Source organism: Nocardiopsis trehalosi NBRC 14201, assembly GCF_001552555.1.
Classification (GTDB): Bacteria; Actinomycetota; Actinomycetes; order Streptosporangiales; family Streptosporangiaceae; genus Nocardiopsis_B; species Nocardiopsis_B trehalosi.
In genome coordinates, this window is sequence record NZ_BCRK01000047.1 from 1 (window position 1) to 12,543 (window position 12,543).

Sequence of the window (12,543 nt, forward strand, 5' to 3'; positions counted from 1 at the left end):
CCCCCCCCCCCCCCCCCGGGCACCCCTCGCCGGGTGCCGCCGGCCCGGCGACAGCGGGGCACCCGGCACGCCGGACACGTGGTGAGTGGAGGCGGCAGTGGACCTCGGCCTGGGTTGGAAGCTCTACGGCGACGGCGGCGCCCCGCCACCGGGCGAGGTGGTCGGCCCCCGGGAGCGGCTGTCCTGGGGCCGCACCGCCGGCCTCGGCGCCCAGCACGTGGTGGCCATGTTCGGCGCGACCTTCGTCTTCCCGGTGCTCATGGGCCTCGACCCCAACCTGGCGATCATGCTGTCCGGCCTGGCCACCGTGCTGTTCCTGCTGATCGTGCAGGGCCGGGTGCCCAGCTACCTGGGCAGCAGCGCGTCGTTCGTCGGCGCCGCGGCGGTCATCTCCCCGGGCGGCGCCGACCCCGCCCTCATCACCGGCGCGGTGTGCGTGGCGGGGATCGTCCTCGCCCTGTCGGGCGCGGTGGTCCACCTGCTGGGCCCCCGCGTGGTCCTCGCCGCGTTCCCGCCCGCGGTCACCGGCGCCGTGGTCATGCTCATCGGGTTCAACCTGGCCCCGGTGGTCGCCCAGAGCTACTGGCCCTACGACCCGTGGACCGGCCTGGCCACCATGGCGTTCGTGGTGCTCGCCGGGGTGCTGCTGCGCGGCTTCCTGGGCCGCGTCACCATCCTGCTCGGGCTGGTGTTCGGCTTCGCGCTGTCGTGGCTGCTCGACCTCGCGGTCGGCCCCGCGCCGCTGCCCGACGGCGGGACCGCCCCCCGCGTCGACCTCTCCGGGGTGCGCGAGGCCGCGTGGATCGGCCTGCCCGAGTTCCACGCGCCCGACTTCCAGACCTCGGCGGTGCTCGTGGCGCTGCCCGCCGTCATCGCGCTCATCGCCGAGAACGCCGGCCACGTCAAGGCGGTGCAGGAGATGACCGGCGACGACCTGGACCCCTACATGGGCCGGGCGCTGTTCGCCGACGGCCTGGCGACCTCGCTGTCCAGCGCGGTCGGCGGCGCCCCCACCACCACTTACGCCGAGAACATCGGGGTGATGGCGGCGACCCGGGTCTACTCCACCGCCGCCTACTACGTGGCCGCCCTGGTCGCCGTGCTGTTCGGCCTGTGCCCGAAGTTCGGCGCCCTGGTCGCCGCCACCCCCGAGGGCGTGCTCGGCGGCATCACCGTCGTCCTGTACGGCATGATCGGCCTGCTCGGCGCCAAGATCTGGGTGGAGAACCGGGTCGACTTCGGCAACCCGGTGGTGCTCGTCCCGCTGGCCGCCGGACTGGTCGCCGGGATCGGCGGGGTGCGCCTGGCGTTCACCGACGCCTTCGCGATCGAGGGCATCGCCCTGGGGACGGTCTTCGTCCTGGTCGGCTACCACGCGCTGCACCGGCTGGCCCCGCCGCACCTGCGCCCGCGCCCCCTGGGGCCGCCGCGCGAGCCGGCCGGCGGCGCCGGGGTGGTGCTCGGCACCGGCGTCGACGCCGTCCGCGACCCCGACGGCCCCGCCCCCGACTCCGCCGGAGGGGGCGCCGCGCGCCGCTGACGCGGCCCTCGGCCGCCGGGCGTCCGGCGCCCCGCCGATGGCCGCCGAGTGATGTGGACCTCACCGGACCGGCCCGCCCGCGGCGGCCCCGCCCCGGGCGCGGGCGCGGCCGCCGGCGGGGGCCGGGACCGCGTTCGCGCTCGCCGGGGCGGTGGCGCGCCGGGCGGCCGACCCCCGCCGCCGGGCCCGGCGCGCGGACGCCCGCGCCCGGCCGGCGGCACCGGCCCCGGAACGGCAACACCCGGAACCGGCGGACACCGGCGCTACGGACGAGTACGATCGGCACATCCACATCGCCGACGGCGTCCCCGGCGAACGGCGCTCCACTCGGCCGGACGGCCGCGACCCCCTCCGCCGCGCGGCGGCCCCGGGCCTCGCGGGTGCTCCCGGCCGCTGCGGTCCGCGCCCCGGGGACCCGCGCGGACGAGGCGGCACCGGCCGACCCCCCTCCGACACCGCGGAGCCGTCCCGCCGCCGGCTCGTCCCCGGCGGTGCGGTCACGGGGCGGGCGCCTGGCGGATCGGGGCGGTGCTAGGTTCACTCCGTGGTGTAGTCGGCTCGCCGCGCGCGGGCCCGCATCCCCGTAACGGCAGGGGATCCCGGTCGGGAGCACCCTGCCTTCGCGCCAGCGTCGTGAGGAACCAGAGACCCAGTGAACGAGTCACCGAAACTCTCCACGAAGATCATCGTCGCCGGCGGATTCGGTGTCGGGAAGACGACGTTCGTCGGGGCGGTCTCGGAGATCCCCCCGGTCCGGACGGAGGCGGCCGTCACCGCCGCCAGCGCCGGCATCGACGATCTGTCCCAGACCCCCGACAAGACCACCACCACGGTCGCCATGGACTTCGGGCGGATCTCGCTCGACACCGACCTCACCCTGTTCCTCTTCGGCACCCCGGGCCAGCAGCGGTTCTGGTTCATGTGGGACGACCTGGTGCGCGGCGCGCTGGGCGCGGTCATCCTCGCCGACCCCCGCCGCCTGGAGGACTGCTTCCAGGCGCTGGACTACTTCGAGAAGCAGTACCGGCTGCCGTTCGTGATCGCGGTCAACTCCTTCGACCAGGACCACGGCTACACCAAGGAGGAGCTGCGCGACGCCCTGGACCTCCCGCCGGAGGTCCCCATCACGGACTGCGACGCCCGCGACCGCCAGTCGGTGGTGACCACGCTGGTGACCCTGGTCAAGCACGCCATGGCGGTCGAGGCCCGGCAGCGGGGCCAGCTCGTGCACTGACCCCGCCCGTCCGCCCGATGCCGCGCCCGCGGGCGCGGCGCCGTTACCCGCGCTCCCCGTTGGGCGCCGCGACCCGGCCGCGCGTCGCCGCCCACGCCGGTGCGACCGCCGACGGCACGGCCACGAGCGCGCACACCGCGGCGATGGCGGCCAGCGCCTCCCACGACACCGCCATGGGCGCCGCGCCGCCGAGCCCGCGGCCCAGCGCGGAGCGCAGGGTGAGCAGGACGGTGCCGGTGGCGGCCAGCCCCAGGACCGTGCCCACCCCGACCACGGCCACCGCCTCCGCCGCCACCAGCCGGAGCACCTGGCCGCGTCCGGCCCCGGCCAGGCGCAGCGCGCCGAGGTCGCGGACCCGGTCGGACGCCGCCATGACCAGCGTGTTGGCGATGGACAGCCCGGAGCACAGCAGCGCCGTGCCCAGCATGACCGCGCCGAACAGGACCACCATGCGGTCGTTCTCCTGCCGCCCCGGCTCGATGGCGCCCACCGGGTCGACGCGGGCCCCGCTGCCGGCCACCGCGTCCTCCAGCGCCGCCGCGACCGCCGCCGCGTCGGCGCCGGGGGCGACGTCGACGTAGGCGAACAGGACCGGCCCCTCCGGCTCGTCGCCCAGCAGCGACGCGGGCAGGTACACCTGCCCGTTGTGCAGCCCTTCGGCGAGGACGGCGCCGACATGGGTCCGCGCGCGCACCCCGCCCGGCAGCTCCAGTTCCACCCGGTCGCCCACCGCCCAGCCCAGGGCGTCGGCCTGGAGCACGTCGACCGCGATCCCGCCGTCCGCCACCGCCCGGAACGCGCCGTCGGCGGCCGGGGGGTCGATGGCGCGGGCCAGCGCCGCGCCGTCGGCGGTCAGGGCCGGGACGGTGCCGGGTGTCCCGTCGGCGACCCCGAACGCGACCGCGCGCACCGGCACGGCCGCCGCCCCGGGCACGCCGGCGATCCGGTCCACCTCGGCGGCCGTGAGCCCCTCGGGTCCGGCCGCCGAGACCGTGAGGTCGGCGTCGGTCCACGCGGCCATCGACCGCGCGGCGGCGGCCGAGGTGGTCATGACCACGGCCATGAGGGAGCCCGCGAGCCCGATGGTCACCAGGACGGGCGCCGCCAGGGCGGCGGTGCGCCGCACGCCCGCCCGCATCCCCTCGCGCACCAGCATCGGGCCGGCCCCCGGGAGGAACCGCACCGGCCAGGTCAGCGCCGCCGCCAGCGCCGGCACGACGACGGGCGACAGGAACGCCAGTGCGGTGATCGCCCCCATGCCGAGCAGCAGCGCCAGCGGCACCGCCCCGTCGCCGGTGTCCACGACGGCGACCCGGGCGACCGCGGCCGTACCGGCGGCGGCGGCCACGCCGAGCACCCAGCGCCCCGCGGTCATCGCCCCCTGCTCGACCGAGGCGTCGCGCAGCGCCTCGATCGGCCGGACGCGGCGCACCCGCCGCGCCGGGGCCCACACGCCCATGACCGTGACCACCAGGCCCATGGTGAAGGCGAGGACCAGGGGCGCGGTCCGGTAGCCGATCTCGGCGTCCTCGGGCGCGCCGAGCACGGCCAGCACCCGCACCAGCAGCCCGGCCAGCGGCGCGCCCAGGGCGCAGCCCAGCAGCCCCCCGGCGGCGGCCACCACCAGCGCCTCGGTGAGCAGCACCAGGCGGATGGCGTGCGGCGCGGCGCCGAGCGCGCGCAGCAGGGCGAACTCGCGGCGCCGCTGCGCGACGGAGAACGCGAAGGTCGAGGAGATGACGAACACCGACACGAACCCGGTGAGCATCGCCATCATGCCGAGCACCGACAGCAGTCCCTCCCACCGGTCGCCGGGGTCGGCGTCCGCCGCGGCCATGACCAGGCCGAGCGCCGCGACGAGGGCGACCCCCAGGGCGACCATCGCGAAGGTGCCGAGCAGCGACGTCCAGCGCTCGCGGAGGGTGCGCAGCCCGACCCCGATCACCGGGCACCCGCCGGCGCGGTCTCCAGCCCGGCGAGCCGCGCGGCGACCCGTTCGGGGGTGGGTGCCGCCATCTCGCCGGCCAGCCGGCCGTCGGCGAGGAAGAGCACCCGGTCGGCGTAGGAGGCGGCGAGCGGGTCGTGGGTCACCATGACCACGGTGCGCGGGGCGGGGCCGTCGGTCCCGGCCAGGCCGCGCAGCAGCTCCAGCACGGTCCGCGAGGACGCGCTGTCGAGCGCGCCCGTGGGCTCGTCGGCGAACAGCACCTCGGGGCGGGTGATGAGGGCGCGGGCGATGGCGACCCGCTGCTGCTGGCCGCCGGACAGCTCCGCGGGGCGGTGGCGCTCGCGGCCCCGCAGCCCGACGGCGGCGAGCACCGCGCGGACCGCGGCGGGGTCGGGGCGGCGGCGGGCGAGGCGCAGCGGCAGGCCGACGTTCTGCTCGGCGCTGAGCGCCGAGACCAGGTTGAACGCCTGGAAGACGAACCCGATGCGGTCGCGCCGCATCCGGGTGAGCCGCTTCTCCGAGAGGGTGCCGACCTCGGTGCCGGCGACCACGACGCGGCCGGAGGTGGGCCGGTCCAGCCCGGCGGCGCAGTGCAGCAGGGTCGACTTGCCCGACCCGGAGGGGCCCATGACCGCGGTGAAGGAGCCCGCCGGGAAGCCGGCCGTGACCTCGTCCAGCGCGACCACCCGGCTGTCGCGCGCCCCGTAGGCGCGGGTGAGCCGCCACAGTTCCACGGCGTTGTTCGTGTGCATGCGCCCAGCCAACCGGGCGGGGCGCGCCGCGGCACGGGGCGCGGCCCCCGAGCCGGGGTGGGGGTGGCCCCACCCCGGCCGTGGGGGTCGGGGTCAGGCGGGGCGGCCGAGCAGGTCGGCGACGCGGGCGCGGACGCCGTCGTCGTCGAGCCCCCGGACGGTGACGGTGGTGCGCCGGCGCAGCACGTCGTCCACGGTGACCGCCCACTCGTGGTCGCGGGCGTGCACGGCCTGCGCCCAGATGTCGGGGCCGTCGGGGTGGATGCGCTCGCCCAGGGCGGGGTCGGCGCGCACGAGTTCGGCGATGTCCAGGGCGACGCTGCCGTAGTGGGTGGCGAGGTGCCGCGCCACCAGGGGGTCCATGCGCGCGGGCGGCTCCTGGTCGGCCATCAGCCGGTGCGCCACGGCCTCCGGGCGGCCGATGCCGGGCAGCGGCACGGTGCGCAGGGTGGGGCTCATGTCCTCGGCCAGCGGCACCGACGGCTCCCGGCGCAGCCGCTCGATCACGGTGCGGCCGATGTGCCGGTAGGTGGTCCACTTGCCGCCCGCGACCGACAGCATGCCGCCGCGGCCGACCGAGACCACGGTCTCGCGCCGCGCCTTGCTGGTGCCGCCGGGCCCGCCGGGCAGCACCCGCAGCCCGGCGAAGGAGTAGACGACCTTGGCCGGGTCGAGCTGGGCGGCGTCGACGGCGGTCCCGGCCTCGCCGAGGATCTGGTCGACGTCGGCGGGCAGCACGCCCACGTCGGCGGGGTCGCCCGTGTACTCCTCGTCGGTGGTCCCCAGGAGCAGGTGGTCCTCCCACGGGATGGCGAACGACACCCGGTAGCGGTCGATGGGGATGGTCAGCGCGGCCCGCCACGGCCGGTCGGCCTTCACCACCAGGTGCGCGCCCTTGGACAGCCGGACGCTGGGCGCCGCCGCGGGGTCCTCCATGCGGCGCAGGTGGTCGACCCAGGGGCCGGTGGCGTTGAGCACGAGGCGGGCGTTCACCCCGAACTCGGTGCCGTCGGCGGTGTCGCGCAGGTCGGCGCCGCTGACCCGGCCGTGGGTGGTGCGCAGCCCTTCGACGCGGGCGTGGTTGAGGACGACCGCGCCCGCGTCGACGGCGGCGCGCACGGTCATGATCGCCACGCGGCTGTCGTTCATCTGGTGGTCGTGGTAGGCGGCGACCGCCTTGAGGCCGTCGGTGGACAGCGCGGGCGCCAGGCGGCGGGCGTGCGCGGGGGTGAGGACCCGGCCGACGCCGTCGCCGAACGCGGACAGGGCGGAGTAGAGGAACACGCCCGCGCCCATCTTGGCGGCGCCGTGCGGCCCGCCCTTGTAGACGGGGACGAGGAACGGCATCGGGTTGACCAGGTGGGGGGCGACCGATCCGGCGAGCGCGCGCCGCTCGCGGTGGTTCTCGGCGACCAGCCGGACGTTGCCGGTCTGCAGGTAGCGCAGGCCGCCGTGGACGAGCTTGGAGGAGGCGCTGGAGGTGGCGCCGGCGAAGTCGCCGGCGTCGACCATGGCCACCCGCAGGCCCGCCTGCGTGGCCATCCACGCGACGGAGGTGCCCAGGATGCCGCCGCCGATGACGAGGAGGTCGAAGGTGCCGCGGGTGAGTTCCGCGCGGATGCGCGGCCGGGCGTCGTGGAGGTGCTGGGGCGTCGGGGCGGTGGTGGTCACGTGGCCTTCCTTCGCGGTCCGGGGCGGGTGGGCGGCCGGGGACCTTCCGCCGGCGGCCCGCCCCCGCGGGGCCGCCGGCGGAGGCGGCGGCCGGGCGACGCCGGCCCGTACCGCCGAGCGACGTCGCCCTATTGTCGTCCATCGTACGACAATGCCGCACGCCAGTGGCAAGGGGGCGGCGCAGGTCCGTCCCCGTTCCGGGCGCCGGCGCTCCGACCGCGCCCGGCGCCGGGTTCCGCCGGTCCCCGCCCGTCCGGCGTGCGGCCCGGCCACGCGCGGTTCGCCATCGCCGCAGGGGCCCCACCGGAAACGGCCGCCGCGCGGGGGGACCGCTCCGGCGCGGACGGCGTTACCCTGGCGTGGTGTTCGGACGAATGGCTGAAAGCGTCCGCCGGCTCCTGGGCAAGCCCGGCGCGGTCGATCTGCGGCCCTATACCAAGCTCCTGGAATCCATCGAGGCCCGTGAGCCCGAGCTGCGCGAACTCAGCGACGCCGAGCTCACCGAGAAGGCCACCGAGCTCGGCAACGCCGAGCTCCCCTACGAACGGGACGACCTGGTCGAGCTGTGCGCCACCGGACGCGAGGCCGCCCGCCGCGCCCTCGGCGAGCGCATGTTCGACGTCCAGCTGCTCGGCGTGATGGCCCTCCTGGACGGCCACATCGCCGAGATGGCCACCGGCGAGGGCAAGACCCTCGCCGGCGCCCTCGCCGCCGCCGGGTTCGCCCTGCGCGGCCAGCGCGTCCACGTGCTCAGCGTCAACGACTACCTGGCGCGGCGCGACGCCGAGTGGATGCGCCCCTTCTACGACATGCTCGGCGTGGCCGTCGCCTGGATCGGCGAGGAGTCCACCCCCGACGAGCGCCGCACCGCCTACGCGGCCGACATCACCTACGCCGCGGTGAGCGAACTCGGCTTCGACGTACTGCGCGACCGCATGGTCACCGACGTCGCCGACCGGGTCGTGCCCGAGCCCAACATCGCCATCATCGACGAGGCCGACTCCGTCCTCGTCGACGAGGCCCGGGTCCCCCTCGTGCTGGCCGGCGCCGCCGAGCGCTCCGACGCCGACCTGGAGATGGCCGACCTCGTCCGCGCCCTGCGCCCCGGCACCGACTACGAGGTCGACCACGAGGGCCGCAACGTCCAGCTCACGGACACCGGCATCGACGCCGTCGAGAAGGCGCTGGGCGGGGTCGACCTCTACGACGAGAACGACACCTCGGTCCTGCCGCGCGTCAACCTCGCCCTGCACGCGCACGTGCTGCTCCAGCGCGACGTGCACTACGTGGTGCGCGACGGCGAGGTCCGGCTCATCAACGAGTCCCGCGGCCGCATCGCGCTGCTCCAGCGCTGGCCCGACGGCCTGCAGGCCGCCGTCGAGGCCAAGGAGAAGGTCGAGGTCTCCGAGACCGGCGAGGTCCTCGACTCCATCACCGTGCAGGCGCTCGTCCTGCGCTACCCCACGCGCTGCGGCATGACCGGCACCGCCATGGCGGTCGCCGAGCAGCTCCGCGAGTTCTACGAGCTGGAAGTGGCGGTCATCCCGCCGAACAAGCCGTGCGTGCGCACCGACGAGCCCGACCGCCTCTACGCCACGCGCGAGGAGAAGGAGGACGCCCTGGTCGAGGAGGTCGCCGCGGTCCACGCCGAGGGCCGGCCCATCCTCATCGGCACCCAGGACGTCGCCGAGTCCGAGCTGCTCGCCAAGCGCCTCGCCGACGCCGGGCTGGAGTGCGTCGTCCTCAACGCCAAGAACGACGCCGACGAGGCCGCCGTCATCGCCGAGGCCGGCACCCACGGCGCCATCACCGTCTCGACCCAGATGGCCGGGCGCGGCACCGACATCCGCCTGGGCGGCAGCGACATGGCCGACCGCGAGCGCGTGGTGGGCACCGGCGGCCTCTACGTCATGGGCTACGGCCGCTACCCCTCCAGCCGCCTGGACGACCAGCTCCGCGGCCGCGCCGGCCGCCAGGGCGACCCCGGCAGCTCCCGGTTCTTCGTCTCGGTCGAGGACGACCTGGTCGCCAATAACGCCCCCGAGACCCGCGGGTACGAGGCCGCCGGCGACGGCGAGATCACCGACCCGAACTGGCTGCAGATGGTCGACCACGCGCAGCGGGTCTCCGAGGGCCAGCTCCTCGACATCCACCGCAACACCTGGCGGTACAACAAGCTCATCGACGTGCAGCGCAGCGTCGTGCTGGAGCACCGCGAGGCCGTGCTCACCCAGGACCTCGGCGACCGCCAGCTCGCCATCGACCGCGCCGAGCACCACGCCGAACTGGTCGAGGCCGCCGGCGGCGACGAGGTCGCCCGCGCCGCCCGGCTCATCACCCTGTACCACCTCGACCGGGGCTGGACCGACCACAACGCGTTCCTGGCCGAGCTGCGCGAGGGCATCCACCTGCGCTTCCTGGGCCGCCGCGACCCGCTGGACGAGTTCAACCGCGACGCGGTGCCCGAGTTCAAGGGGTTCCTGGACGACGCCCGGCGCCGGGCCGCCGAGACGTTCTCCGAGGCCGAGGCCGGCGAGGACGGCACCATCGACGTCGCCGACCTCGGGGTGAAGCGGCCGTCCATGACCTGGACCTACATGGTCCACGACCACCCGTTCTCCTCGCTGCTGGAGACCGTCGTCGGCAAGCTCAAGGGGCCGCGCGGCCGCCCCGACGGCGCCGACCCCGCCTGACCGCCGCCCCGGGGGTGGGGCCATCCCTACCCCCGGGACTACGGCCCGGCCGGTCCCGGGGGTCCGGGTCCGCCGCGTAGCGTTCCCCTATGCCGCAGCCCCCTCCCGCCACCCCTCTCCAGGCCCTGCCCCGGCGCACGTTCCCGGTGGGCGCCTGGCCCTGGCGCTCGGCGCTGTACACCGCCACCACACCGGTCGTGGGGCTGGCCGCCGCCGTCCCGCTGCTGGTGCTGGTCCTGCCGTGGGCCGTCCTGGCGTCCATGGTGGCCGACGCCCGCCCGCTGCCGGACGCGGCCACCTGGGTGCCGCTGCTGGCGGTCGGCGCCGCACTCGTCGGCGGGTTCGGCCCGCTGCTCGCCCTGCCCGTGGCGGCGGTGGAGCGCCTGCGGCTGCGCCTGGTCGACACCCGGCCCGCGGCCGCCCCGCACCGCCGCCCGCCCGCCCCCGGGCCGTGGGCGTGGCTGCGCACCCGCTACACCGAGCCCGCGACGTGGCGGGAACTCGGCTACACCCTCCTGCTGCCGCCGCTGGCGGCGGTGGCCGGCGCCATGCTCTGGACCGTGCTGCTGCCGCTGCTGCTGGCGGCCGCGCCGCTGATCGTGGCCGCCGACGAGGGGCCGGTGACCTTCGGCCCGGTGCGCGCCGCGACCCCCGCCGACACGGTCCCGGTGGCGCTGCTCGGCGTCGCGCTGCTCGCCCTGGCGCCCTACCTGCTGGCGCTGTGGGCCGGCGCGCACGGCGCGCTCGCGCGGGCGCTGCTGCACCGGCACGAGCCCGAGGCGCTGCGCGCCGAACTGGTGGAGGTGACCCGGTCCCGGGCCCGGCTGGTCGACGCCTTCGAGGCCGAGCGGCGGCGCATCGAACGCGACCTGCACGACGGCGCCCAGCAGCGGCTCGTCGCCCTCACCATGCGCCTGGGCCTGGCCCGGCTCGACCTGCCCGCCGACTCCCCGGCGGCGGCCGAGGTCGCCGCGGCCCACGACCAGGCCAAGCTGGTCCTCGCGGAGCTGCGCGAACTCATCCGCGGCATCCACCCCCAGGTGCTCACCGACCGGGGGCTGGCGGCGGCGCTGCCCGACCTCGCCGACCGCTGCCCGGTGCCCGTCCGGCTGGACCTGGACCTGCCCGCCCGCCCGCCCGCGCACGCCGAGGCCACCGCCTACTTCGTCGCCGCCGAACTGCTGACCAACGCCGCCCGGCACAGCGGGGCCACCGCCGTGGCGGTGTCCGCCCGGGCCGCCGACCGGACGCTCGTGCTGGAGGTCGCCGACGACGGCCGGGGCGGCGCCGACCCCGCGGCCGGCACCGGGCTGACGGGGCTCGCCGACCGGCTGGCCGTGACGAACGGCAGAATGCTGCTGTCCAGCCCGCCCGGCGGGCCGACCCGCATCCGAGTGGAGCTGCCGTGGAACCGCACCCCCTGACCGTCGTGCTGGCCGAGGACGGGGTCCTGCTCCGCGAGGGCCTGGCCGGGCTGCTGCGCCGGTTCGGGTTCACCGTCGCGGCGGCCGTCGGCGACGCGGACGCCCTGGAGGCGGCCGCCGCCGAGCACGTCCCCGACCTGGTCGTCACCGACATCCGGATGCCCCCCGGGTTCACCGACGAAGGGCTGCGCGCGGCCGTGCGGCTGCGCCGGGACCGCCCCGGCCTGGCCGTGGTGGCGCTCAGCCAGTACGTGGAGCAGAGCTACGCCGCCGACCTGCTCGACTCCCACGACGGCCGGGGGGTCGGCTACCTGCTCAAGGAGCGCGTGGCCGACGTCGAGGAGTTCGCCCGCACGCTGCGGCAGGTCGCCGGCGGCGGAACGGTGGTCGACCCCGAGGTGGTGCGCCAGCTCCTGCGCCGCCGCCGCGACCCGCTGGCGCGGCTGTCCGAGCGCGAGCGCCAGGTGCTCGGCGAGATCGCCGAGGGGCACTCCAACACCGCCATCGCCCGGCGGCTCTACGTCAGCGAGGCCGCGGTGGGCAAGCACATCGGCAACATCCTGGCCAAGCTCGACCTGCCGCCCGACGACGACGTCAACCGGCGGGTCCTCGCCGTCCTCGCCTACCTGCGCGGCGGCGCCTCCTGACCCGCCCGGCGGATCCGCCGCGTCCGGGACCGGCCACGCCCGCCGGGCGGGCCGACGCCTCCGGCGGCATATTCACGGCTACTCCGGGCATTCGAACGTGGAAAGAGTCGAACGTCCTTATGCAATTGCTTTGGAGGGATGTAAAGTTCGGGGAATCCGCATATGCGTCCGGGTCGGCGACGCATGCTTTTTCGGTGTGCCCGGCCATGGCTCATCCGAAAGACGGGAGAAGTGTCGGACGTGGCTCACGAAGTCGGGGCGCAGGAGAAGATCACCTATGGGCGCAACGACCGGTTCTCCGGTGGCCCGGTCGGCGGCGGCCGCTTCTGGGTGGACGACGACGGGAGGTCCGTCGCCAAGCTCGGCGGCCCCGCCGAGTGGCGGCGTACGGGAATGATCGACGTCCGCATCGGCGACACCTTCACGGTCGGCGGGCAGACCTGGAAGGTCACCGAGATCGTCGACGCGGAATCGCCGGACGCCTACCTCATCACGACGCGGGTGAGCTGATGGGGGTCATCCGTAATACCGTGCCCGGTAATTCCGGAATGCGGTGACAGACGGCGACGCGACGAATCGGTTGCGTCATCTGCGAATTCGGTAGCACCCCGAACCCCGCGGCGGACCCCCTCCC

The 12,543-nt window shown here is 76.2% G+C and carries 9 protein-coding genes; 6 read left to right on the top strand and 3 right to left on the bottom strand.

The features are described 5' to 3' along the window. The first annotated feature begins 97 nt into the window (after positions 1–97). Positions 98–1,540 (top strand): uracil-xanthine permease family protein, encoded by a 1,443-nt coding sequence (locus NT8_RS11050; protein WP_084468831.1) that lies wholly within the window; start codon positions 98–100, stop codon positions 1,538–1,540. A 652-nt stretch (positions 1,541–2,192) separates the two neighbouring features. Next, on the top strand, positions 2,193–2,774 hold the full coding sequence (locus NT8_RS11055) for a GTP-binding protein (RefSeq protein ID WP_067967288.1): 582 nt from the start codon (positions 2,193–2,195) through the stop codon (positions 2,772–2,774). A 43-nt stretch (positions 2,775–2,817) separates the two neighbouring features. Here the strand turns inward: NT8_RS11055 and NT8_RS11060 are convergent, their stop codons facing one another. From NT8_RS11060 to NT8_RS11070, 3 genes are all read right to left on the bottom strand, one after another. Continuing rightward, entirely contained in the window at positions 2,818–4,719 is a 1,902-nt protein-coding gene (locus NT8_RS11060) for an ABC transporter permease (protein ID WP_067967290.1), read from the bottom strand. After that, positions 4,716–5,474 (bottom strand): ABC transporter ATP-binding protein, encoded by a 759-nt coding sequence (locus tag NT8_RS11065; RefSeq protein ID WP_067967292.1) that lies wholly within the window; start codon positions 5,472–5,474, stop codon positions 4,716–4,718. Before NT8_RS11065 ends, NT8_RS11060 begins: the two co-directional genes overlap by 4 nt. Positions 5,475–5,567: 93 nt before the next feature. Further along, positions 5,568–7,145: a glycerol-3-phosphate dehydrogenase/oxidase gene (locus tag NT8_RS11070; RefSeq protein WP_067967294.1), complete on the bottom strand. Its 1,578-nt coding sequence runs from the start codon at positions 7,143–7,145 to the stop codon at positions 5,568–5,570. A 374-nt stretch (positions 7,146–7,519) separates the two neighbouring features. On the opposite strand from NT8_RS11070, the gene secA2 reads away from it, so the two are divergent. From secA2 to NT8_RS11090, 4 genes are all read left to right on the top strand, one after another. Then, positions 7,520–9,838, top strand: coding sequence for an accessory Sec system translocase SecA2 (gene secA2 / locus NT8_RS11075; RefSeq protein ID WP_067967297.1), 2,319 nt, complete (start codon positions 7,520–7,522; stop codon positions 9,836–9,838). A gap of 89 nt (positions 9,839–9,927) precedes the next feature. Continuing rightward, positions 9,928–11,262, top strand: a complete 1,335-nt coding sequence (locus NT8_RS11080; protein WP_067967299.1) for a sensor histidine kinase — start codon at positions 9,928–9,930, stop codon at positions 11,260–11,262. Continuing rightward, positions 11,244–11,909 (top strand): response regulator transcription factor, encoded by a 666-nt coding sequence (locus NT8_RS11085; RefSeq protein ID WP_067967302.1) that lies wholly within the window; start codon positions 11,244–11,246, stop codon positions 11,907–11,909. The genes NT8_RS11080 and NT8_RS11085 overlap by 19 nt, the downstream gene beginning before the upstream one ends. 240 nt (positions 11,910–12,149) lie before the next feature. After that, entirely contained in the window at positions 12,150–12,419 is a 270-nt protein-coding gene (locus NT8_RS11090) for a DUF6406 domain-containing protein (protein ID WP_067967358.1), read from the top strand. Positions 12,420–12,543: the final 124 nt, after the last annotated feature.

Coding starts and splice junctions, on each gene's coding strand:
- NT8_RS11065 (WP_067967292.1), bottom strand. CDS start 5,474: ATGCACACGAACAACGCCGTGGAACTGTGGCGGCTCACCCGCGCCTAC.
- secA2 (WP_067967297.1), top strand. CDS start 7,520: ATGGCTGAAAGCGTCCGCCGGCTCCTGGGCAAGCCCGGCGCGGTCGAT.
- NT8_RS11080 (WP_067967299.1), top strand. CDS start 9,928: ATGCCGCAGCCCCCTCCCGCCACCCCTCTCCAGGCCCTGCCCCGGCGC.